General features: G+C 38.0%; 14 protein-coding genes, 2 tRNA genes and 2 rRNA genes. 8 read left to right on the forward strand and 10 right to left on the reverse strand.

Going from position 1 to position 23,928, the window contains the following annotated elements:
• Window positions 1-68 precede the first annotated feature (68 nt).
• The 5 genes from AC51AA_RS04045 to AC51AA_RS04065 all read right to left on the reverse strand — a co-directional run bounded on the left by AC51AA_RS04045 (window position 69) and on the right by AC51AA_RS04065 (window position 6,459).
• Window positions 69-2,953: ribosomal RNA gene (locus AC51AA_RS04045) — 23S ribosomal RNA — on the reverse strand.
• A 133-nt stretch (window positions 2,954-3,086) separates the two neighbouring features.
• Window positions 3,087-3,160: transfer RNA gene (locus AC51AA_RS04050), tRNA-Ala, on the reverse strand.
• A gap of 105 nt (window positions 3,161-3,265) precedes the next feature.
• Window positions 3,266-3,339, reverse strand: a tRNA-Ile gene (locus tag AC51AA_RS04055).
• Between the two features lie 126 nt (window positions 3,340-3,465).
• Window positions 3,466-4,979 (reverse strand): 16S ribosomal RNA (locus AC51AA_RS04060).
• Together the 16S and 23S rRNA genes with 2 tRNA genes alongside form the textbook arrangement of a ribosomal RNA operon.
• A gap of 799 nt (window positions 4,980-5,778) precedes the next feature.
• Window positions 5,779-6,459 carry a DUF4294 domain-containing protein gene (locus AC51AA_RS04065; RefSeq protein WP_500704445.1) on the reverse strand — a complete coding sequence of 227 codons (681 nt, stop codon included), beginning with the start codon at window positions 6,457-6,459 and terminating at the stop codon, window positions 5,779-5,781.
• 80 nt (window positions 6,460-6,539) lie between these two features.
• On the opposite strand from AC51AA_RS04065, the gene AC51AA_RS04070 reads away from it, so the two are divergent.
• The 6 genes from AC51AA_RS04070 to AC51AA_RS04095 all read left to right on the forward strand — a co-directional run bounded on the left by AC51AA_RS04070 (window position 6,540) and on the right by AC51AA_RS04095 (window position 15,291).
• A complete protein-coding gene (locus AC51AA_RS04070) occupies window positions 6,540-7,628 on the forward strand; it encodes a M42 family metallopeptidase (RefSeq protein ID WP_500704446.1) in 1,089 nt (362 codons plus the stop codon).
• A 65-nt stretch (window positions 7,629-7,693) separates the two neighbouring features.
• The gene (locus tag AC51AA_RS04075) at window positions 7,694-8,374 is read left to right on the forward strand and encodes a response regulator transcription factor (RefSeq protein ID WP_500704447.1); all 681 of its coding nucleotides are present in this window, start codon (window positions 7,694-7,696) and stop codon (window positions 8,372-8,374) included.
• On the forward strand, window positions 8,371-9,729 hold the full coding sequence (locus AC51AA_RS04080) for a sensor histidine kinase (RefSeq protein ID WP_500704448.1): 1,359 nt from the start codon (window positions 8,371-8,373) through the stop codon (window positions 9,727-9,729). Before AC51AA_RS04075 ends, AC51AA_RS04080 begins: the two co-directional genes overlap by 4 nt.
• Window positions 9,730-9,842: 113 nt before the next feature.
• Window positions 9,843-11,090: a TolC family protein gene (locus tag AC51AA_RS04085; RefSeq protein ID WP_500704449.1), complete on the forward strand. Its 1,248-nt coding sequence runs from the start codon at window positions 9,843-9,845 to the stop codon at window positions 11,088-11,090.
• A 13-nt stretch (window positions 11,091-11,103) separates the two neighbouring features.
• Entirely contained in the window at window positions 11,104-12,189 is a 1,086-nt protein-coding gene (locus AC51AA_RS04090; protein WP_500704450.1) for an efflux RND transporter periplasmic adaptor subunit, read from the forward strand.
• Between the two features lie 3 nt (window positions 12,190-12,192).
• Window positions 12,193-15,291: an efflux RND transporter permease subunit gene (locus AC51AA_RS04095; RefSeq protein ID WP_500704451.1), complete on the forward strand. Its 3,099-nt coding sequence runs from the start codon at window positions 12,193-12,195 to the stop codon at window positions 15,289-15,291.
• A 223-nt stretch (window positions 15,292-15,514) separates the two neighbouring features.
• Here AC51AA_RS04095 and AC51AA_RS04100 read toward each other — a convergent pair whose 3' ends face one another.
• Window positions 15,515-15,895, reverse strand: a complete 381-nt coding sequence (locus AC51AA_RS04100) for an ankyrin repeat domain-containing protein (protein WP_500704452.1) — start codon at window positions 15,893-15,895, stop codon at window positions 15,515-15,517.
• Between the two features lie 378 nt (window positions 15,896-16,273).
• Between AC51AA_RS04100 and AC51AA_RS04105 the strand changes: the two genes are divergently transcribed.
• A complete protein-coding gene (locus AC51AA_RS04105) occupies window positions 16,274-16,813 on the forward strand; it encodes an SRPBCC family protein (RefSeq protein WP_500704453.1) in 540 nt (179 codons plus the stop codon).
• Window positions 16,814-16,892: 79 nt separating this feature from the next.
• Here the strand turns inward: AC51AA_RS04105 and AC51AA_RS04110 are convergent, their stop codons facing one another.
• From AC51AA_RS04110 to AC51AA_RS04125, 4 genes are all read right to left on the reverse strand, one after another.
• A complete protein-coding gene (locus AC51AA_RS04110; RefSeq protein ID WP_500704454.1) occupies window positions 16,893-17,849 on the reverse strand; it encodes a phosphoribosylaminoimidazolesuccinocarboxamide synthase in 957 nt (318 codons plus the stop codon).
• A 140-nt stretch (window positions 17,850-17,989) separates the two neighbouring features.
• Window positions 17,990-20,338, reverse strand: coding sequence for an alpha/beta hydrolase family protein (locus tag AC51AA_RS04115; RefSeq protein WP_500704455.1), 2,349 nt, complete (start codon window positions 20,336-20,338; stop codon window positions 17,990-17,992).
• Window positions 20,339-20,526: 188 nt separating this feature from the next.
• Window positions 20,527-21,357 (reverse strand): Cof-type HAD-IIB family hydrolase, encoded by an 831-nt coding sequence (locus tag AC51AA_RS04120; protein ID WP_500704456.1) that lies wholly within the window; start codon window positions 21,355-21,357, stop codon window positions 20,527-20,529.
• Between the two features lie 498 nt (window positions 21,358-21,855).
• Window positions 21,856-22,806: a PhoH family protein gene (locus tag AC51AA_RS04125; RefSeq protein WP_500704457.1), complete on the reverse strand. Its 951-nt coding sequence runs from the start codon at window positions 22,804-22,806 to the stop codon at window positions 21,856-21,858.
• A 273-nt stretch (window positions 22,807-23,079) separates the two neighbouring features.
• On the opposite strand from AC51AA_RS04125, the gene AC51AA_RS04130 reads away from it, so the two are divergent.
• Complete coding sequence (locus AC51AA_RS04130; RefSeq protein ID WP_500705608.1) at window positions 23,080-23,910, forward strand: SAM hydrolase/SAM-dependent halogenase family protein; 831 nt, start codon at window positions 23,080-23,082, stop codon at window positions 23,908-23,910.
• Window positions 23,911-23,928: the final 18 nt, after the last annotated feature.

Raw genomic sequence — 23,928 nt, forward strand, 5'->3', positions numbered from 1 at the left:
ATACTGAGATAAAGAAAAAAGTATTTATTAGAAAGTTTCTCCCCCTGACCGAAGTCAGGGGAAAAGGTGTACATAAGCTTACGGATTATTAGTACTACTCGACTATGACATTACTGCCTTTACATCTATAGCCTATCAACGTGGTCATCTTCCACGATCCTTAAAAGAAATCTCATCTTGTGGTGGGTTTCGCGCTTATATGCTTTCAGCGCTTATCCCTTCCAAACGTAGCTACTCTGCGATGCTCCTGGCGGAACAACAGATACACTAGAGGTTTGTCCAATTCGGTCCTCTCGTACTAGAATCAGATCCACTCAAATTTCTTGCGCCCACAGTAGATAGAGACCGAACTGTCTCACGACGTTCTGAACCCAGCTCGCGTGCCACTTTAATGGGCGAACAGCCCAACCCTTGGGACCTTCTCCAGCCCCAGGATGTGACGAGCCGACATCGAGGTGCCAAACCCCCCCGTCGATATGAGCTCTTGGGGGAGATCAGCCTGTTATCCCCGGCGTACCTTTTATCCTTTGAGCGATGGCCCTTCCATGCGGAACCACCGGATCACTATGCTCTACTTTCGTACCTGATCGACCTGTATGTCTCTCAGTCAAGCTCCCTTATGCCATTGCACTCTACGCACGGTTACCAAGCGTACTGAGGGAACCTTTAGAAGCCTCCGTTACTCTTTTGGAGGCGACCACCCCAGTCAAACTACCCACCAAGCAATGTCCCCCGCAATCGCGGGGTTAGGCCTCAGATAAACAAAGGGTTGTATTTCAACAATGACTCCACAACGCCTAGCGACGCCACTTCACAGTCTCCAACCTATCCTACACATCATTTATCCAAGGTCAATACTAAGCTATAGTAAAGGTGCACAGGGTCTTTTCGTCCCACTGCGGGTAAACGGCATCTTCACCGTTACTACAATTTCACCGAGCTCATGGCTGAGACAGTGTCCAGATCGTTACACCATTCGTGCAGGTCGGAACTTACCCGACAAGGAATTTCGCTACCTTAGGACCGTTATAGTTACGGCCGCCGTTTACTGGGGCTTCAATTCAATGCTTCTCCGAAGATAACATCTCCTCTTAACCTTCCAGCACCGGGCAGGTGTCAGGCCCTATACTTCATCTTACGATTTTGCAGAGCCCTGTGTTTTTGATAAACAGTCGCCTGGACCTCTTCACTGCGGCCAGCTTGCGCTGGCGACCTTTCTCCCGAAGTTACAGGTCTATTTTGCCTAATTCCTTAGCCATGAATCTCTCGAGCACCTTAGGATTCTCTCCTCGACTACCTGTGTCGGTTTGCGGTACGGGTACTTATTACCTGAAGTTTAGAGGTTTTTCTTGGAAGCCCTTAGGCGCACTATCTCTTTGTCCGAAGACTCCGAGTACTATCGTATTTCCCCAAGCCGCGTGGATTTGCCTGCGCAGCTTATAGGTAGGTACTTCAACGAACTATTCCGTCAGTTCGCGGCGCTTTCATCACTCCGTCACCCCATCACAGTAATAAGTAGTACGGGAATATTAACCCGTGGTCCATCGACTGTCCCTTTCGGGTTCGCCTTAGGTCCCGACTAACCCACAGCTGATTAGCATAGCTGTGGAAACCTTAGTCTTTCGGTGTGCGGGTTTCTCGCCCGCATTATCGTTACTTATGCCTACATTTTCTTTTCTAACCGGTCCAGCAGGCCTTACGACTCACCTTCAACCCTGTTAGAATGCTCCCCTACCACTCCGTAAATAAATACGAAATCCATAGCTTCGGTAATATGTTTATGCCCGATTATTATCCATGCTCGTCCGCTCGACTAGTGAGCTGTTACGCACTCTTTAAATGAATGGCTGCTTCCAAGCCAACATCCTAGCTGTCTGGGCAGACAAACCTCGTTCTTTCAACTTAACATATATTTGGGGACCTTAGCTGATGGTCTGGGTTCTTTCCCTCTCGGACTTGGACCTTAGCACCCAAGCCCTCACTGTTGTGAAACATTATATAGCATTCGGAGTTTGTCAGGAATTGGTAGGCGGTGAAGCCCCCGCATCCAATCAGTAGCTCTACCTCTATATAACTTTGTGCACAACGCTGCACCTAAATGCATTTCGGGGAGTACGAGCTATTTCCGAGTTTGATTGGCCTTTCACCCCTACCCACAGGTCATCCGAAGACTTTTCAACGTCAACCGGTTCGGTCCTCCACTGTGTGTTACCACAGCTTCAACCTGCCCATGGGTAGATCACACGGTTTCGCGTCTAACACTACTGACTAAAGCGCCCTATTCAGACTCGCTTTCGCTACGGATCCGTGGCTTAACCACTTATCCTTGCCAGCAACGTTAACTCGTAGGCTCATTATGCAAAAGGCACGCCGTCACCCCACTAAAGGGCTCCGACCGCTTGTAAGCGTATGGTTTCAGGATCTATTTCACTCCGTTATTCACGGTTCTTTTCACCTTTCCCTCACGGTACTGGTTCACTATCGGTCTCTCAGGAGTATTTAGCCTTAGCGGATGGTCCCGCCAAATTCAGACAGGATTTCTCGTGTCCCGCCCTACTCAGGATACCACTATCTATTATACTCGTTACCCATACGGGACTATCACCCTCTATGGTGTCACTTTCCAGTAACTTCCGGTTCCTTGTACATAAAATGTCGTGGTCCTACAACCCCAACATTGCCGTAACAACATTGGTTTGGGCTAATCCGCGTTCGCTCGCCACTACTTACGGAATCACTTTTGTTTTCTTCTCCTCCGCCTACTTAGATGTTTCAGTTCAGCGGGTTTGCCCACCTATCGGTGTACTATGTCTTCAACATAGTGGGTTGCCCCATTCAGGTATTTACGGATCAATTCGTGTGTGCCGATCCCCGTAACTTTTCGCAGCTTATCACGCCTTTCATCGCCTCTGAGAGCCAAGGCATCCCCCATACGCCCTTATTTTGCTTATTGTACCAATCATAAATTAATATGACCGTTTTTTTTATTTCCTGTTACGTATAACAGAAAATGCTTTCTACTTTTTATTATTTTCTTATCTCAATATGTCAATGAACTTTTATCCAAAACTTTCGCTTCGAATCAGTGGAGAATAACGGAGTCGAACCGTTGACCTCCTGCGTGCAAGGCAGGCGCTCTAGCCAGCTGAGCTAATCCCCCATTTCAATTGTAGAAACTGAATTCAGATCTTAGATCTGTATTCTATCTAATTTCTTTTGGTGAATTCCAACTTCTAGAATTTCCTTTTTTTTCAAGTTTAAATAGTTGTCTCGGACAGACTCGAACTGTCGACCCCTACATTATCAGTGTAGTACTCTAACCAGCTGAGCTACGAGACACTCTTATTCTTAAAAATTTATTATTTGAACTAACAGCAAGAGTAAAATAGTCTTAAAATCATGACCTATAAAGCTTCTTCTTTTTTCCTCAGCGTGTTGATAAATCAACTAACACTAAGGCTCTAGAAAGGAGGTGTTCCAGCCGCACCTTCCGGTACGGCTACCTTGTTACGACTTAGCCCTAGTTACCAGTTTTACCCTAGGCAGCTCCTTGCGGTCACCGACTTCAGGCACCCCCAGCTTCCATGGCTTGACGGGCGGTGTGTACAAGGCCCGGGAACGTATTCACCGGATCATGGCTGATATCCGATTACTAGCGATTCCAGCTTCACGGAGTCGAGTTGCAGACTCCGATCCGAACTGTGACCGGTTTTATAGATTCGCTCCTGGTCGCCCAGTGGCTGCTCTCTGTACCGGCCATTGTAGCACGTGTGTAGCCCAAGGCGTAAGGGCCGTGATGATTTGACGTCATCCCCACCTTCCTCACAGTTTGCACTGGCAGTCTTGTTAGAGTTCCCGACATGACTCGCTGGCAACTAACAACAGGGGTTGCGCTCGTTATAGGACTTAACCTGACACCTCACGGCACGAGCTGACGACAACCATGCAGCACCTTGTAAATTGTCTTGCGAAAGATCTGTTTCCAAACCGGTCAATCTACATTTAAGCCTTGGTAAGGTTCCTCGCGTATCATCGAATTAAACCACATGCTCCACCGCTTGTGCGGGCCCCCGTCAATTCCTTTGAGTTTCATTCTTGCGAACGTACTCCCCAGGTGGGATACTTATCACTTTCGCTTAGCCACTGAGATTGCTCCCAACAGCTAGTATCCATCGTTTACGGCGTGGACTACCAGGGTATCTAATCCTGTTCGCTACCCACGCTTTCGTCCATCAGCGTCAATCAATTAGTAGTAACCTGCCTTCGCAATTGGTATTCCATGTAATCTCTAAGCATTTCACCGCTACACTACATATTCTAGTTACTTCCTAATAATTCAAGTTTAACAGTATCAATGGCCGTTCCACCGTTGAGCGATGGGCTTTCACCACTGACTTATTAAACCGCCTACGGACCCTTTAAACCCAATGATTCCGGATAACGCTTGGATCCTCCGTATTACCGCGGCTGCTGGCACGGAGTTAGCCGATCCTTATTCTTACAGTACCGTCAAGCTGGTTCACGAACCAGTGTTTCTTCCTGTATAAAAGCAGTTTACAATCCATAGGACCGTCATCCTGCACGCGGCATGGCTGGATCAGGCTTGCGCCCATTGTCCAATATTCCTCACTGCTGCCTCCCGTAGGAGTCTGGTCCGTGTCTCAGTACCAGTGTGGGGGATCTCCCTCTCAGGACCCCTACCCATCGTAGCCTTGGTAAGCCGTTACCTTACCAACTAGCTAATGGGACGCATGCTCATCTTTTACCGTTGTGACTTTAATTATAAAATGATGCCATTTCATAATACTATGAGGTATTAATCCAAATTTCTCTGGGCTATCCCTCTGTAAAAGGTAGATTGCATACGCGTTACGCACCCGTGCGCCGGTCTCTAGTTCCGAAGAACTATACCCCTCGACTTGCATGTGTTAAGCCTGCCGCTAGCGTTCATCCTGAGCCAGGATCAAACTCTTCATCGTATATTGTTGATCTAATAAATTAGATCGTATTGTTATTCGAATCAGTCTCTATCGGTTCATTTAATTAATCTCTCGATTATCTTACTCTTTATTATTTGTTTTAACATCTCTGTTAAAACGGCTGTCAATTCAATATGTCTACGAACGTGTCTTTTTTGTTTGTCGCTTATGTCTCAAAGCGGCTGCAAAAGTAGAAAAGTTATTTACAACTGGCAAGAAAAATGTGAAGTTTTTTTTGAAGACTTTCGTCTCATTTAAACTTCTCTTTCCAACCAATCTCTCAATGAACTTCTGCGCTGTTGCGGGTGCAAAACTACAACCTTTATACGGGTAAACAAGCTTTTTAAACCACTTTCTGCTTTCTTTTTTACGCTTTTTTCTTAACGCACTGATAACACTAAACTTACCCTTAGTCCTGTTTTCTATTTTATACGAATTTTCCCTAGCGACCTACGGTTATCACAACAACACTACTAAGAAAACGTCCCGTTTTATTGAGTTCGCAGCTCATTCGCCCCTTTCTTAGCAATTTTTCAATACTGCTATTACAGCATTTCTTCAGTTTCAGCCCCTATGAATCTCTTTTACCCCTCCTTCACTCCCTTTCACCCCTTCAAAAACTCATAGCCGCTTCTTATACTCAGTGTCACTCCTTATTATATACTTCCAAAATGGTTAACTGAATAAAAAACTCCTTATATGTCTTATATAGTAAATACTATAAAACACCCTACCTATATATAGCACGAAACCCAACAGCTTTTACAAACTGTTGGGCTTTCTATACTATATAGTAGGACTACTTTTTATTAATCACTTTGGCCTTTGCTTGCCAATGATTCATCAGCTCATCGTAGTTCACTGGATTGGCTGGTTTCTGATTCACCAATCGACCCGATTCAAATCCTCGCAAAAGAATAGTCTCTATCAAATAATCCTCATTAGATTCAAACGGCTTGTATTCCGTTTTCAAACTGATATCGAACAAATTCGCCGTCGTATTGGATACAAAAGCCTTAAAACCGCTCTTCAAGGTTCTAATTAATTCATAAGTGGTTATTCCAGTTTGTCGATGAACCAACTTCACCAAGATTTGACCTTGTTTACGCGAAAGCTTTTTAAGCCTAGCTTCAAACTCATTATTCAAGTAGTCTTCCACAATTTTAAAATACTTTTTCTTTTCACGATTGGTTTGTAAACGTGCCATTCCTCTATTCAAAGCTGTCAAACGATCTGCAGCTAACTTCGCATACGGATACACTTTGTATACTCGGTTTTGCAGAATCAAGAATTGCTTCTGTGCTTCTGGATCCAACTTTTCTTTAGAAATGATAATCTCCGGCAATTCAATAGTGTCACTTAAAATAGAATCTTGCTCCGTAAGAACGTAACCCATCTCTTGACTCTTTTTAGGTGTGACTTGCGCTTGACTTGCAAAAGAAATCAATACAAGGAATAATATACAGTAGGATAATCTCATTGAATCATAATTTAAGTGTAAAATTATATATTTATATACAACTCTAATACCAAATTTATAAATTAGCAAAAAAATATTTTATGAATACTAAATCTATCTTAAAAGATACCTCAATGGCTTTCCTAGAAAGCTACCTTAATAACGCCTCTCCTACCGGATACGAAAGTGAAGGGCAAAAGCTTTGGATGAATTACCTTAAACCTTATGTAGATACTTTTATTACCGATACTTATGGAACGGCAGTTGGAGTCATCAATCCTGATGCACCTTTTAAAGTGGTGATCGAAGGTCATGCCGATGAAATTTCCTGGTATGTTAACTACATTACAGATGATGGATTATTATATGTAATACGAAACGGTGGTTCTGATCACCAGATTGCTCCTTCTAAAAGAGTACATATTCACACTAAAAAAGGAATTGTTAAAGGCGTTTTTGGCTGGCCAGCGATCCACACAAGATTACGCGACAAAGAAGAAGCACCAAAAATCAGCAATATCTTTATTGATCTAGGTTGCGAAACCAAAGAACAGGTTGAAGAAATGGGTGTTCACGTAGGCTGTGTGATTACCTATCCAGATGAATTTATGATCCTTAACGAAAACAAATTTGTTTGTCGTGCTATAGACAACAGAATGGGTGGTTTTATGATTGCCGAAGTAGCACGTTTGCTTCATGAAAACAAACAAAAATTACCTTTCGGATTGTACATTGTCAATTCAGTACAAGAAGAAATTGGTTTACGTGGTGCAGAAATGATTGCACAAACCATCAAACCTAATGTTGCTATTGTTACGGATGTTTGCCACGATACTACTACTCCGATGATTGATAAAAAAGTCGAAGGTGATCTTAAAATGGGAAAAGGTCCAGTGATCGCTTATGCTCCAGCGGTTCAAAACAGATTGCGTGACTTAATTGTGGCTACTGCTGAGGAAAATAAAATTCCATTTCAGCGTCATGCTACTTCACGAGCAACTGGAACTGATACCGATGCATTTGCTTACAGCAATGGTGGTGTAGCCTCTGCTTTGATTTCATTACCTTTGCGTTATATGCATACCACTGTAGAAATGGTACATAGAGAAGACGTTGAAAATGTAATTCAATTAATTTACGAATCACTTTTGAAGATTGAAAACAACGAAACTTTCTCTTATTTCAAATAAGACATCATTATAACATTTAATTCGGCTATTAGAAATAATAGCCGAATTACTTAATAGAACAAAACATGAAGATATTATTACTCGAAGACGATTTTACTTTATCTAAAGAGATTTCAGCATTTTTTGTTTCCAAACAATTCCAATGTTTCCCTTATTATGATGGCTCTTTATTACTAAAGAAGTATTTTCCATACGAATATGATTTGATTGTCCTGGACATTAATGTTCCCGGAATAAATGGTATCGAAGTGTGTAAAAGCATACGTGAAGTAGACAAAAAGACCCCCATCATCATGTTAACTGCTTTTAGCGACATCGAAGATAAATTGACCTCTTTTGCTAATGGTGCAGATGATTATTTGGTTAAACCTTTTCACTTTGAAGAATTATACGCTAGAATCACCTCTCTACTAAGACGAAAGGAAATCCCGCAGCAAACGGAGAAGAAAATCAGCATACATACTTTGGATATTTTTGAAGACGATATGAAAGTGTATCGTATGGGACAAGAAATCAAACTCACCCCAAAAGAATTCAAACTCATCCTTACCTTAGCACATGCTAAAGGGAAAGTTTTGTCCAAACAATTCATTGCGGAGAAACTTTGGGATTACCATATCGAAACCAATCAGAATACTATTGAAGTATATATTAATTTTCTAAGAAAGAAAATCGATAAAGATCACCAAACCAAACTGATTCGCACCAAAATTGGCTACGGATATTATCTAAGCGATCAGGAATGACTTTAAATAATCGAATATCACTTTTAGTAAGCTTACTCTTTACCATCCTTTTCGGGTTGGCTTCTACTTTGATATTTGTTTTATATTCTAATTTTAGAAAAGAAGAATTTAGGGATCGTCTGGAAATCAAAGCGCTTTCAAACATCAAGCTTTTAGTCAATGTTAAAGAACTTGACGATCAGCTTTTGAAAATGATTGACCAAAACTCCATCAATAAGTTATATGACGAAAAAACCTTAGTCTTTGATTCCAATTACAAACTAATCTATAGTAGTATTGATGATGCAAAAATCAATTGGTCCATTGAGGATTTAAAGTACTTAAAAAAGCACAAAACCTTTTTCAAACAACAAGGCGACTATGAAGTGTATGGTGTTTTTTATGATACCAAAGACAAAGATTTTTATGCCTTAATATCCGCTACGGATGATTATGGTAAAAGGAAACTACTCTTTCTTCGTTATACTTTAATCATCTCCTATATCTTTTTCACTTGTATTTGCTGGGTCCTAACCTCCTTTATGGTAAAAAAGGCTATGAATCCCTTACGTGCATTTCATCAAAAGATTAAAAAAATCAACGAGAACAATCTTGACACTCGTATCCAAGCCAAGTCAAATAAAGACGAAATTGATTTAATTGCTAATGAATTCAACTTCATGATGGATCGAATTGAGATCTCCTACCAAAAGCAAAAAGAATTTACCGCACATGCGTCACACGAATTAAGAACGCCCCTTTCGAGAATTACCTCTCAAATAGAAAATGTGGTAGCAGACCCAAAAACAACTTCAGAAGGTAAAACGTTTTTACAAACCATACTAACAGACATCAATCAATTAACAGCCCTTATTAACTCCTTACTGATCTTATCTAAGATCGACAATAAAAACGATGAAAATAAAGAGTTCCATCGTATGGATGAAATTCTATTTTCAGCCATCGAAAAACTAAACAAAAGTTTTCCTGACTTTGTTATTTTATTTGAAATAGAAGAAAGTGAAAATTTAGATACCGCTTTAGAAATTGAAGGCAATAAAAACCTATTGGAAATCGCCTTGAGTAATGTGTTAAAAAATGCTTGTGTGTACGCTGATAACAAGCAAGCCAAAGTAAAAATTAGCACAGCAGAAAATCAGTTAATCCTCTCTATCTCTAATACAGGAAAGACATTAAGTAAAACAGAACAAGAACATCTTTTTCAACCTTTTATGCGTGGAGAAAATGCCAAAGGCATCACTGGATTTGGACTAGGATTACGAATTGTTAACCGCATTTTAGTACTTCATAATGCTAAAATTATATATCGTATACCTGAAGAAAACACTAACCTTTTTCAGTTGTTTTTCCACTAATCACCTTCCATTTACCAATAGCCCAGCAACCTTTTTTAAGTGCTTTTTAAGGCTAATGTTAAGGCGTCTTAAAGTCAACAGCTAGCATCTTTGTATCAAATTAAAATGATACAATGAAACAGCTATTTGCCTTATTACTCCTGATTTCTCTAAATCAAGTAATCTCAGCTCAGAAGTCCCTCACCCTACAAGACTGCGAGAGTCAATTCTTAAAAAAGAATCTTTTTCTATTGGCCTCTCAATACAATATTGATGGCGCCAAAGCACTCACCATTCAGGCTCGTATTTGGGACAACCCTACCCTTACCGCTGCATTAAATGCCTATAATCCGGAACGCAATCACTATTTTGATGTTGGAAAAGAAGGCCAAAAAGCTTTTGGTATTGAACAATTAATCTATTTAGGAGGTAAAAAGCGCAATGAAGTAAAACTCGCCCAAACCAATGAGCAATTAGCAGAACTACAATTCAACGACTTATTAAGAACTTTAAAACTACAATTACGCAAGAGTTTTTATACTGTTTATTACAACAGTAGGAGTCTGGAAACCACCGACCATCAACTGGCTCACATCGAGGATTTAATTAACTCCTATTCAGCTCAAGAACAAAAAGGCAACATTCCCTTAAAAGACGTTGTACGCTTGCAATCCTTGTACCTCAATTTTAAGAATGAACGTTTGCAAGTTGTTGCCGACAACATTGAAGAACAAGCCAACTTAAAACTGTTACTCAATGAGACCGAAACAGTAATTCCGACTGCTACGGATGTCGATTTCAATAAATATTTGATCAGCATTCCTTTTGATCTCAAAAACATGGAAAATATAGCGATAACCAATCGCCCAGATTACTTAGCCAAACAAAAAGACATTGAGGCCAATGCTTTAAATGTCAAATGGCAAAAGTCACTTTCTATTCCTGATATTACCCTAGGGGCCACCTATGATCAACGCTCTGGTGCCTTTAACAAGGAAGCCAATTTAACCTTGGGTATTCCTTTGCCGCTCTGGAACAAAAACAAAGGAAACATCAAACACGCTCAAAGCATTTTAGAGCAATCAAAAGTGGAAAAGCAAAACTTTGATTTGCAATTGGAAACAGAAATCACTTCAGCATGGAACAAATGGGAGGAATGTCGCAAAAACTATGCGGTAATAAAACCAACCATTAATACCGACTTTGATGCCGTTTATAATGGCATGTTAACCAACTTCCAGAAGCGAAATGTCCCCTTATTGGAATTCACTGATTTCATGGAAAGCTACAATCAAGCCTCGATTCAAGTAAACGAAATCAAGAAAAAGCTTGTCCTTTCTGGAGAAGAACTCAATAGCACTATCAACAAAGACTTATTCTAAATTCTAAAACATAATGAAACATCAACTAATTATAGTACTTGCTTTAGCATCCCTATCCCTTGCTAGCTGCAAAAAGGACGTCGATAATCCACAAACCAATACCTCTTTTGTCTTAAGTGATGCCATGCTCAAAACCACAACAACAGCTGTGGCACAAAAACAAGCCGTCAAAAATGAATTGAGCTTCTACGGAAAAATTACCGCCGACAACAACAAAGCCATAGACGTCTATCCACTAGTGGGTGGAAATGTACTCAAAGTAAATGTAGAATTAGGGGACTATGTCAAAAAGGGACAGGTTTTAGCCACCATTAGAAGTACCGATATTGCAGACTTTGAAAAGCAAGCCATTGATGCCAAGAGTGATCTGTTGGTCGCTAGAAATAATTTACGAGTGGCTCAAGAATTATTTGAAGGTAAATTAAATTCTGAGAGCGATGTATTACAAGCCAAATCAGAGGTAAACAAAGCGCAATCGCAATTGGCAAAAATTCAAGAAACCTATAAGATCTACAATATTAAGGCAGGATCTATCTATGAAGTCACAGCCCCTATTAGTGGTTTTATCATTCAAAAAAGTATTAATCAAGACATGCTTTTACGCAATGACCGATCTGAAAACATCTTTGATATTGCCGAAATAAGCGAAGTTTGGGCGATGGCCAATATCAATGAAATAGATATCAATAAAGTAAAGCTAGGTATAGACGCTGCGGTAACCACCTTGAGTTATCCTGATAAAGTTTTCAAAGGAAAAGTAGATAAGATTTTTAATGTTATTGATCCCGAAACCAAAGCGATGCAAGCTCGTATCAAATTAGCCAACCCTGGTTATTTATTAAAACCAGATATGAATGCCAGCATCAAATTATCCTTTAATGAGGATAAAGAACTCATCGCTATACCAAGTAAAGCCATCGTTTTTGATAAAAGCAAAAATTTTGTCATGATTTACAAAGATCGTCATAATATTGAAACCCGACAGGTTGATGTATATAACGTGGTGGGAGATACAACCTATCTCAGCAGTGGTTTACAGCAGGATGAGAAAGTCATTACCAACAACCAGTTATTTATTTATCGCGCACTAAACGATTAAGACATGAACAGATTCATACGAAATATTATTGCTTTTTCACTCAAGAATAAAGCCTTTACCTTTTTTTGGGTCGGAGTATTAGCCGTTGCAGGTTTTATCTCTTTTAAAAACATGCCTATTGACGCTTTTCCTGATGTCACCAATACCCAAATTATCATCATTACGCAGTGGAATGGAAAAAGCGCTGAGGAAGTTGAGCGTTTTGTAACCTCACCTATTGAAATATCGATGAACTCCGTACAAAAAAAGACGAGTGTTCGCAGTATAACCATGTTTGGTCTGTCGGTGATTAAAATCATTTTTGACGATGGCGTTGATGATACTTTTGCCCGTATGCAGGTCAACAATTTATTGAAAAACGTTTCGCTTCCTGAGGATGTAGAACCCGATGTCCAACCCCCTTATGGACCTACTGGAGAAATATTCCGCTATATCGTTAAAAGCGATAGCAGAGATAGTAGAGAATTATTAACCTATCAAAACTGGATCATCGACAAACAACTTCGCGCGGTTCCAGGTGTGGCTGATTTAAATGTATTTGGAGGCCAAGTAAAAACCTATGAAGTAGGTGTTGATCCTATAAAACTAGCCAAATACAACATTACCCCTCTTCAAGTATACAATGCTGTGAATACAGGCAATTTAAATGTGGGAGGTGATGTTATTGAAAAAAATGGGCAATCCTTTGTGGTTCGTGGTGTTGGTCTTTTAAAATCCATTCCGGATATTGAAAATATCATTGTAGATGATGCTCACGGTAATCCTATTTTAGTAAAAAATGTCGCCACGGTATACCAGAGCTCCATGCCTCGAGTGGGGCAAACCGGCATCGGTACCAATGATGATGCTGTTGAAGGAATAGTGGTAATGCGAAAAGGAGAAAACGCTCAAGAAACTTTAGCTTTAATTAAGGATAAAATAAAAGATCTAAACGACCATATTCTTCCCAAAGACATCAAAATTGACACCTTTTACGATCGCGACAATTTAATGAATTTCACCACCCAAACGGTGATGCATAATTTATTTGAAGGGATTATTTTGGTGACTTGTGTGGTGTTTCTGTTCATGGCCGATTGGCGAACTACCTTTACGGTTTCGATTGTGATTCCCTTATCACTATTATTTGCCTTTTTGTGTCTAAAAATGATGGGGATGAACGCCAATTTACTGAGTTTAGGAGCGGTGGATTTCGGAATTATCATTGATGGTGCCGTGGTGATGGTCGAAGGCTTATTTGTGGTTCTAGATCATCGGGCTCATCAACTGGGGATGACCGCCTATAATAAAATCGCCAAAGGGAGTTTAATTAAAAGAACAGGAACTGAAATGGGAAAAGCCATCTTCTTTTCTAAACTGATCATCATCACAGCCTTACTCCCTATCTTCTCTTTTCAAAAAGTAGAAGGTAAGATGTTCTCTCCCTTAGCCTTTACATTAGGATTCGCCTTGATGGGAGCCTTACTTTTCACTTTGACGCTAGTACCTGTTTTATCGCACATACTACTCAATAAAAATGTAAAAGAAAAAAACAATCCCTTTGTGAATTTCTGGAATCGAATCGTCAGTACAGGATTCGCATGGACTTTTAAACATAAAATAAAATCATTAGTGGTTTCGATATCGATCATCGTCATCACTTTCTTTTCAGCTACTTTTCTAGGAACTGAATTTTTACCACAGTTAAACGAAGGAGCATTATGGGTAACAGCTGAATTACCCATGAGCACCTCTCTGGCTGAAAGTGTTAAAACAGCGGCCATGATTCGAAAAGAACTACAGGAATTTCCAGAAGTAAAAAATGTTTTATCCCAAACCGGTAGAAGTAACGACGGAACAGACCCTAATGGATTTGGTTTTATACAATTACAAGTAGATTTAAAACCAAAAGCCCAGTGGAAGCGAAAAATCAATATGGATGAGCTCATCAATGAAATGGACCAAAAGCTAAAAGTACATCAAGGAATCACCTATAACTATTCCCAGCCCGTAATTGATAATGTTGCTGAATCTGTAGCGGGCTTCAAAGCTTCCAATGCCGTTAAAATATACGGAGATGACCTCGATAAACTAGATGAATTGTCCAATGAAGTTTTAGCCAAAATCAAAACGATACCAGGTATAAAAGACGTCGGCATTCTTAGAAATGTGGGACAACCTGAAATAAGTGTAATATTAGATCGAGAAAAAATGGCCGCCTATGGCGTTACCTTAGGAGATGCCCAGGCTGTTCTTGAACTGGCCTTTGGAGGAAAGACAGCAACTCAGAAATACGAAGAGGAGAAAAAGTTTGACGTTAGAGTTCGCTTTTCCAAAGAATACCGTAAAGATGAAAAAGATCTAGCAGAACTTAAAGTACCCACTATTAGTGGCGTAAAAATTCCTTTAAAAGAAATCTGTGACATCAAAACCGTCACTGGACCTGCTTTCATTTACAGAGACAATACCAAACGTTTTATCGGCGTAAAATTCTCTGTGCGTGATCGAGATCTAGGAAGTACAATAGCCGAGGCACAGAAGAAAGTCGCTGAGCTCAAACTTCCAACAGGTTATAGTGTCGGCTGGACAGGCGAGTTTGAAAACCAAGTACGAGCCAGTGCTCGTTTGGCTCAAGTGGTCCCTATTAGTTTAATTGGAATTTTTGTACTGTTGTTTGTGTTATTTGGTAACATTAAAGATTCCTTACTTGTTTTAACGAATGTTCCCTTTGCCATCATTGGAGGGATCATGGCCTTGCATTTGACCGGTATGAATTTCGGTATTTCAGCAGGAGTTGGATTTATTGCCTTATTGGGGATTTGTATCCAAAATGGGGTGATCCTTATATCGGAGTTTCATCACAATTTAAAGGCCAAATTCTCTCTCGAAGAATCCATTTTCAGAGGGGTAAAAGCCCGAACAAGAGCCGTGGTGATGACTGCGCTAATGGCCTCAATAGGTTTAATGCCAGCAGCCATATCTACAGGAATTGGTTCAGAATCTCAAAAGCCATTGGCCATTGTTATTATTGGAGGATTAGTCACAGCAACCATTTTAACCTTGATGGTTTTTCCCATACTTTTCTGGATCTTTAATCGCAAAAAGCACGCTCCTATCGCGTAATACTAAAAAACAGAAAGAATGATTGATTAGGTTATTGTATTAATTCATGTTTAAAGCGAAAAGCACCATTTTTTAAATGGTGCTTTCTCATTTTATAACTTTAAAGTAGCAGTCTTCATCACGAACACCAAAAGTGTGTAAAAGCAGAAACGACCTTCTGCTCAGGAAGATCGTCTCAAATACTAACTCAAAAACTATTTTATTCTAAACTATTTCTTTTTTTTTATTTGTAGGCTTTCAAAATGGCAATAGCTTCCGTTGCATTGGATAATTCGGCATATTTTAAAGCAGTAAGGCCTTTATCATTTTTATTTTCTGGACGAGCTCCGTTGGCCAATAAAACTTTAATAATCTCCACTTTATTATAACGAGCCGCAGTCATCAAAGGTGACATATCTATCGTTAATTCATTTACATCCGCTCCGTACTCTATAAATTTTTTCACTATTTCAATATCGCCTTTACTAATAGCCACATTTAATGGTGTTGCGCTATATTTTGAGAATACAACTTGTTCTTTTCCTACTACTTTGTGATTTGAAGCCATTGAAACATTTGCAAAGGCTACTAAAGCTAGTCCTAAATAAATAACTGATTTTTTCATGATGATTGTGTTTTTTGATTGATTAATGATGATTTTTAAATTCTTATGTAAATGTACTGTAATTTTCGTATTATGCATTACATAGTACTGTGTTTTAACTATTTCTTAACATTCAATTAAAACACGCTCCTTAAAACAAAAACTACTCAATACAGTATAACTAAGAACTTACTATACAAGACGGCATAAAATCAAAAATGTTACACTTATTCGAAAAAATTATTATTAATTTTATTAAATTACTTCGAAAAACAAAATTTAAAGCTTTTGTTTTTTAACTTTACTTTATAAAACGACTACACTATTGTATCGTCATTCATCCACGTTCATTAGCATCTAATACCAAAAAACCAATTAATAACTTAAAACCACTTTGTTATGGGAATCATCAAAAAAATTCTTATTCTATTAATTTTAGTTTTGGCCATAGTATTGATTTCGGCTTATTTCATGCCCAAAAATTATGCTATTGAAAGAGAAATTACCATCAACAAACCTGTTGATAGTGTATTCAATTATGTGAGGTTCCTCAAAAATCAAAATGAATTTAGCGTTTGGGCTAATATGGATCCCAAAATGAAATCCACATTTCAAGGAGATGACGGTTCGGTTGGAGCGATATCTGCTTGGGAAAGTGAGGTAAAAGAAGTTGGAGTTGGTGAACAAGAAATTACCAAAATAATCGAAGGTAAACGGATCGATTTTGCGCTTCGCTTCAAAAAACCTATGGACGATACTGCTATTGGATTCATGTCAACACAAGCCGTTTCAATCAATCAAACCAAAGTAAAATGGGGTATCAGCGGTGTCATTCCTTATCCTATGAATATTATGTTACCCATGATGAAAATGGATCAAATGATTGGTAATGATCTTCAAAAAGGATTGGATAATCTAAAAACCAAAATGGAACAATAAAGCGCAAAAAAAAGCCACAGCTTAAAAGAAGGATAAAAACCTTTATCTCTTTAAACTGTGGCTTACATTATTTTTTTTATTACACTTTATCCGAAAGATAAGCTTCTACATTTTTCTCAATGCGCGAATCAATCTGATCAATATCTGCTTTTACAAATTTCTCTCCTAAGATTTTCTCGTATAATTCGATGTATCTTTCAGAAACAGAGGCTATGTATTCTTCATTCATGTCTGGAATCTGTTGTCCTTCTTGACCTTGGAAACCATTTTCGATTAACCAACGACGAACAAACTCTTTAGACAATTGTTTTTGCTCCTCACCCTTGTCTTGTCTTTCTTGGTATCCATCAGCATAAAAATAACGAGAAGAATCTGGTGTATGAATTTCATCAATTAATACAATCACACCTTCTTTAGTTTTACCGAATTCATATTTAGTATCGACTAAGATCAAACCACGACTTGCCGCTATTTCTGTTCCTCTTTGAAACAAAGCACGTGTATATTTCTCTAATACAATATAATCTTCTTCACTTACAATTCCTTTTGATAATATGTCTTCACGAGAAATATCTTCATCATGAGAACCATTATCGGCTTTGGTAGTTGGTGTTATGATCGGCTCAGGAAATTGATCATTTTCCTTCAAACCTTCTACCATAGTTACCCCACAGATTTGTCTTTTTCCTAAAGCGTACTCACGAGCGGCATGTCCTGAAACATATCCACGAATAACCATTTCCACTTTAAAAGGTTCACATAAGTGTCCAACAGCAACGTTTGGATCTGGAGTAGCGATCAACCAATTCGGTACAATATCTTGGGTTAATTCCATGAATTTTGTAGCGATTTGATTCAAGATTTGTCCTTTATAAGGAATTCCCTTTGGTAAAACCACATCAAAAGCAGAAAGTCTATCTGTAGCAACCATTACTAGAAGGTTGTCATTGATATTGTAAACTTCTCTAACTTTCCCACGGTAAACTGATTTTTGATTCGGGAAATTAAAATTTGTAGTTGTAATTGTATTGCTCATTATCCTTAGTTGTGTTGTGTTTTACGAATGCAAATTTAAAACTATTTAAAAGAGCAAACAAAGAAAAAAAAGAACTATTCCGTATTCGTTTTAGGGTTTATTTATAAAATGACTAGGGGACGTTAAACGTCCCCTGTAAATTATGGTTTTAAAAGAGTCGAATTAAATAAATTCAAGATTCGACTATATTCATCAATCCAAGAATAGGTTTCCTTAAACCCATGTGCTTCAACAGGGAAAGAAGCTAACGTCCAATTCTTCTTTTGCAACTCAATAAAACGTTGTGATAAACGAACAATGTCTTTGTATTCTACGTTATCATCCACCATTCCATGTAACATCACTAAATTCCCTTTTAAATTGTCCGCATAATAAATCGGTGAGCTTTTCTTGTAAGCCTCTGGATCTGTTTCAGGGAAGTTCAAAATATTACCAGTATACCCATGATTATAGTGTGCCCAGTCCGTAACCGAACGTAAGGCCGCTCCTGATGCGAATTCACCCGGAGTAGTTAACATCCCCATCAACGTAATAAAACCTCCATAAGAACCTCCATAAATTCCTACTCTGCTAGTCTCAATTCCATAATGGTCCACCAAGAATTTCTTCCCATCTAATTGATCACTTAAATCTTTTCCCCCCATGAAACGATAAATCCCCGTTCTAAAATCTCTACCATATCCATCGCTACCTCTATAATCAATATCCAAAACCGTATAGCCCAGGTCAGCTAACATATTATAAAACATATACTCTCTGTGGTATGTACTCCAATAGTTATGGGCATTTTGTAAATAACCAGCTCCGTGAACAAAGATCACCGCAGCTTTATTAGCATTTTCTGCTTTAGGTGTATATAATCTAGCGTTTACAGCCGTACCATCTTGCGCTTTAAATGTAATCACTTCAGGAGTTCTCCATTGGTATTTTTTGAAGCTTTCAGACACAGACGATGTAATTTGTTGCAAAGCTGTATTCTTTTTATTGTCTGCTATATAAAAATCCCAAGGAATGTTTTTATACGAATAACGCACTAAAAGTGTTTTTTCATCAGGAGACAACACCACTTCATGCGCACCATCCTTGGTTAAAAGAGGCTGTAATACCCCATCTTGAACCGCTAGCTTATAAAAATTTCTATTTCCGGGATGCGTAGTATTGGTCGTTAAATAAAATGTTTTTTTATCTTGAGACAATACCACATCGCGAACTTCCCAATTGCCACTAGTGAGTTGGCTTTTCTTATTACTTTTTAGGTTATAGGTATACAAATGTGAATAACCTGTAGCTTCCGATTGAAAATAAACTGTTTCATTGTCTGCTAAAAAACCTAATACACCCGAATCAAAAGCATACGAAGGAATTCCGGGGCCAGCAATCCAAGCTTCATCATGCTGATGCTCAATCTCTTTAAAACTTCCATTTTCAAGATTCAAACTCACCAACCATCTGTCTTTGTTGTCCTGACTTCTGATTTCAACAATAGCCAATGAACCGCTTTCATTATACACTGGCGCCTGAGCAACAATGAGTTTATCTTCTTTCTCTTTACCTTTTAGATTATCGTAGTTTTCATAATACTTAGGTAAATCCTGAATATGACTCAATTTAGAAAAATCAACATAATACACCGAATCTTGAACTATATCATAGATCCCGAATTTCGTTTTAACCAAATTAGCCGTAGATACCTTCTCTTTGGTATCAGGAGTTTGATTGTACCCATCATCGGTAATAAACACCTCCATTTTTTCTCTTTTCACATCTGCTTCTTCCACTAAACTAAAAGTAGCAAACTTACCATTTGGATTGCCCTTAAGATTATAAAAGTTATCTTTTCCATAGAAATACTCCTTTGCAAAATCGGACTTAACAGTTCTACTTTTAGCAACATTCCATTGCTTTTTTGCTTCCTTGTCTCTAATAAACTGAAACAATTCTTTTTGTTGGGTCTTCAAATAAGAATCTTTTTCAGCCGTTTTATCTTTTTTAATCCCTTTGCTAAAATTCGTTAGCTGCAATACTGTTCCTTCCTTAGCATTGTATTGAAAGAGATTATCATTTTGTTGAAAAAATAAGATACCAGAGCCAGCACCCACCTCTAGATTAGAAATACGCGTACTTTGCTGAATGATCTTTTTAACCACCTTAGTACTGATGGTATACGAGTATAAACCACCGTTATCCACGTAATAAACCAAATCAGATCCTGCCTTTCTTTTAAAATCAAGTTTAGAAAAAACCGCTTCTTTCGCTTCAACCAAAACCGGTTTTAGCCCTCCTTTTTGCCAAGAATAGGTACTGGCTCCAATGTCTTCGGTAGGATTCCATTCAAAATACACTTTTTTACCATCTAAGGACCAACGTCCATTTGTGGGTTGATTTCCAATAAAAGATTCTCCTTTCATTATCTCTTCTAATTTCAGGCTTTGGCTATTTACTGAAATGGAAAAAACAAAAAAGGCAAGGATAGAAATAGTTTTTTTCATGCTAGTGGTTTGTTTAAGAAAACAAAAATACACTTTGAAAATTACTAAAAAAATGTTTTTATCATTTACAATTGAATTCCTTTGCGCTATGTGTATCAAACAAAAAAAATCCTTGAAGAATTATCTCCAAGGACCTTATTTTTTTTATAAAAGTCTAAAATTTTAGCACATGGCTACCAATTTTATGATTAACTGACAGCTAATTCTTTATTTAAAATTTTAGCAGCAATATAATTCGCTACACCGTCCTCAGCATTGGTCTTAATAACTTCTAAATGAGGTAAGGTTTCTTTTAGCAAAGCAGGAGCATTACCCATGATCAAGCCTTTTCCAGTTAAAGATAACATCTCCACATCATTAAAACCATCCCCAAAAGAAACGACTTCTTCCAAAGAAAACCCTACTCTTTCTAATACTTTTTCAATGGCTGCTGCTTTGTTGACAGATTTATCCATAAACTCTAAACAAGTTGGTAAACTGAAAGCATGGTGCAATTCATCTGAAGATTGCTCCAAAACAGCCTCTTTTAAAGTGACTAATTTTTCATGATCGTCATGAGAAAAGAATATTTTAATGGCGCTAAAGTCTTCAAGTGTTTTATAATCTACCAATTCGGGAAGATATTTTAAATCCGCTTGATAAGCATTTAACTTTTCGTTCATTCTGTTGGTTTGCCAAACATTTTCCTTGAATAAAACCACGGTGATTTCAGGGTCAATTTCCACGTTTAAAGCTGCTTTTACCACATCACTTTTTAAGTCAAATGCAAAGAGCTCTTCCTTTTCAGGTGAATGTACTCTGGCGCCGTTTGAACTTACCAGGTAAACGGGAACCTCTAGAGTATCAATAATAGCCATCGCATCTAGATGATGACGACCTGTAGCTACAATTAATAGGTAATTTTGACTGTGAAGCTCTTGAAAAATGGATTTGGTGTAAGCTGATATTCTGTGTTGTGGATTCAGTAAAGTACCGTCTAAGTCACTTACCACCACTTTTATATTTTTAAGTTTAGTCATATTAAAAATCAAATATTTATGATGCGCAAATTTACGGTTTTAGTCGCAGAAGAACAAAGATTGGCTATTGATAAACCCCAAAATAGCCTAAGTTTATTATTTATTTAACGATTAGACTAACAATTGATTTCAAATTACTTAAATTTTAACAATCCTCATTTCACCCTACTTACAGTTCATAGCACTATCCTTACTTTCAATCTTCATTGCTTCTAATATCGAAGCACAAATTGTTCGCTTTTTTCTTTCTTGCTTCACTACACTTACCATCCTTTTTTACTTTAATCGAAACCTGAAGACATTGTTTCAAACTCCTATTTTAAAAAACGATATCCCTTACGAATCAAAAAAAATATTCGTTTTATCCCTTTCTATAATAGAACTGAACAAAACGAATATGATCTGTTTTAGTATTAAAAACCACAGATTAAAAAATTAAAGTGATCATTGCGCATCAGCAAAAAATATTTTAATCTGTGGTTAAATCCCTTCACGATATTAATCGTGATTTTCTATTTGTTTATAAGCGTCAATCACTTTTTTCACTAATCGGTGACGTACAATATCTTTATCATCAAGATAAATAATACCGATACCATCGACATCTTTCAAAACTAGAATTGCTTCTTTTAGTCCTGATATAGTCCTGCGAGGTAAGTCCACCTGACCTGGATCCCCTGTAATCATAAACTTAGCATTTTTCCCCATACGGGTTAAAAACATTTTCATTTGAGAATGCGTCGTGTTTTGCGCTTCATCTAGAATTACAAAGGCATTATCAAGAGTACGCCCACGCATAAAGGCCAAGGGGGCAATCTGAATAATCCCTTTCAAAATATAATCTTCGAGCTTCTCGTTGGGTAACATATCGCGCAAAGCATCATAAAGCGGTTGCATATAGGGATCTAATTTTTCTTTCATATCACCGGGTAAAAAACCTAGATTTTCTCCTGCTTCTACCGCTGGTCTTGTTAATATGATCCTTTTAACTTCCTTATCTTTAAGTGCCTTAACAGCCATAGCCACCCCTGTGTAGGTTTTCCCTGTTCCAGCGGGTCCAACAGCAAATACCATGTCATTTTTTTTAATGGTATCCACTAGCAGTTGCTGGTTAGGAGTCATGGCTTTTATAATTTTACCACCAACGCCATGAACCAATATTTTGTCATGATCTAATGATTTTCTATCATCTAGACCATCACTCATTATTACACGTTCAATTACATTATCATCAATGTTATTGTATCGGGTAAAATGAAGCATAAGCCTTTGAAATCTCTTTTCGAATTCATCTAAAACTTCTTTTTCGCCAAATGCCTTCAAGGTCGTCCCTCTTGCTACTATTTTAAGCTTTGGGTAATACCTTTTAATTATTTCAAGATGAGTGTCTTGAGCGCCCCAAAAGTCTTTTGGAGCGATGTCTATGAGCTCGATTATTCTTTCGTTCAAATGAGGTAGTTTTAAATTAAAATTAAATCTTTTCTATAAATAAAGGCTGTCGGGTATCTTTTCATTTGCCAATGTTTTCAGTAGCAGTCACAGTAGGGTTCATTTCCATCTACTTCATTCTTTTTCTCACAGGAAATTGAAACCAATAACTGAGACATTTATTATAATTTGTCTTTTCTTTCTTGTATTTTTGAATTTACTATTACTAGCTTTGCACTTCTCAAATTTAATAAAAATTAGATTTAAATACTACCAATAGTTATAAACAAAATGATGTCAATAATTACCCTTACTACTGATTACGGCTTAAAAGACCACTTTGTTGGTTCGCTCAAGGGTAAAATTCTATCCGAGTCTTTGGATGCAACAATTATTGATATTTCACATGATATTGATCCATTCAACACAGCCGAAGCCAGTTACGTTATCGGAGCCGCTTATTTGAGTTTCCCAAAAGGAACCGTTCACTTAATTGGGGTTGATATTGAACGCAATAAAGAGAATCAACACATTGCCATGCAATGGAATGATCACTACTTCATTTGCGCGGATAATGGTATTCTAAGCATGTTGACACAAAAGATAGTGCCACAAAAAATCGTAGCCATTAACATCCACGATCGCTTTCCGCCAGAATCAAGTGATCTAGATATCTTTATCAAAGTAGCTTGTCATATCGCAAAAGGAGGTCTATTGAATGTCATTGGTAAAGAGATACAGCAAATCAAACAAATCACCGAATTACAAGCCGTACTTTCCAATGATGGAAATTCATTAAAAGGTTATGTCATTTATATCGATCATTTTGGAAATATTGTGACCAATATCTCTAAGAAGCACTTTTTGGAAGTAGCCAAAGGGCGTCGCTATGAAATTGTAATGAAACCTAAAAACATCAAAACAATCTTACCGAATTACTCTTCCATTGCTACCTCTGAGAAATACCCCATAAAAACCTATGAGGGTGAAAAACTAGCGGTTTTTAATGAAGCTGGTTTTCTAGAAATTGCCATTTTCAGAAGTAACCCTTCTAAAGTAGGTTCAGCCTCTAGTCTTTTAGGATTGAACTATAGAGATGTTATTACCATTAATTTCTTGGCTTAAGACTACCCCGAGAGCTCT

The sequence above is a fragment of the Flavobacterium sp. OHVDL-2026-0007 genome, assembly GCF_059882335.1.

Excerpts from the sequence above, each read along its gene's own strand:
- AC51AA_RS04065 (WP_500704445.1), bottom strand. The coding sequence starts at position 6,459 with ATGAGATTATCCTACTGTATATTATTCCTTGTATTGATTTCTTTTGCA.
- AC51AA_RS04070 (WP_500704446.1), top strand. The coding sequence starts at position 6,540 with ATGAATACTAAATCTATCTTAAAAGATACCTCAATGGCTTTCCTAGAA.
- AC51AA_RS04075 (WP_500704447.1), top strand. The coding sequence starts at position 7,694 with ATGAAGATATTATTACTCGAAGACGATTTTACTTTATCTAAAGAGATT.
- AC51AA_RS04080 (WP_500704448.1), top strand. The coding sequence starts at position 8,371 with ATGACTTTAAATAATCGAATATCACTTTTAGTAAGCTTACTCTTTACC.
- AC51AA_RS04085 (WP_500704449.1), top strand. The coding sequence starts at position 9,843 with ATGAAACAGCTATTTGCCTTATTACTCCTGATTTCTCTAAATCAAGTA.
- AC51AA_RS04090 (WP_500704450.1), top strand. The coding sequence starts at position 11,104 with ATGAAACATCAACTAATTATAGTACTTGCTTTAGCATCCCTATCCCTT.
- AC51AA_RS04095 (WP_500704451.1), top strand. The coding sequence starts at position 12,193 with ATGAACAGATTCATACGAAATATTATTGCTTTTTCACTCAAGAATAAA.
- AC51AA_RS04100 (WP_500704452.1), bottom strand. The coding sequence starts at position 15,895 with ATGAAAAAATCAGTTATTTATTTAGGACTAGCTTTAGTAGCCTTTGCA.
- AC51AA_RS04105 (WP_500704453.1), top strand. The coding sequence starts at position 16,274 with ATGGGAATCATCAAAAAAATTCTTATTCTATTAATTTTAGTTTTGGCC.
- AC51AA_RS04110 (WP_500704454.1), bottom strand. The coding sequence starts at position 17,849 with ATGAGCAATACAATTACAACTACAAATTTTAATTTCCCGAATCAAAAA.
- AC51AA_RS04115 (WP_500704455.1), bottom strand. The coding sequence starts at position 20,338 with ATGAAAAAAACTATTTCTATCCTTGCCTTTTTTGTTTTTTCCATTTCA.
- AC51AA_RS04120 (WP_500704456.1), bottom strand. The coding sequence starts at position 21,357 with ATGACTAAACTTAAAAATATAAAAGTGGTGGTAAGTGACTTAGACGGT.
- AC51AA_RS04130 (WP_500705608.1), top strand. The coding sequence starts at position 23,080 with ATGTCAATAATTACCCTTACTACTGATTACGGCTTAAAAGACCACTTT.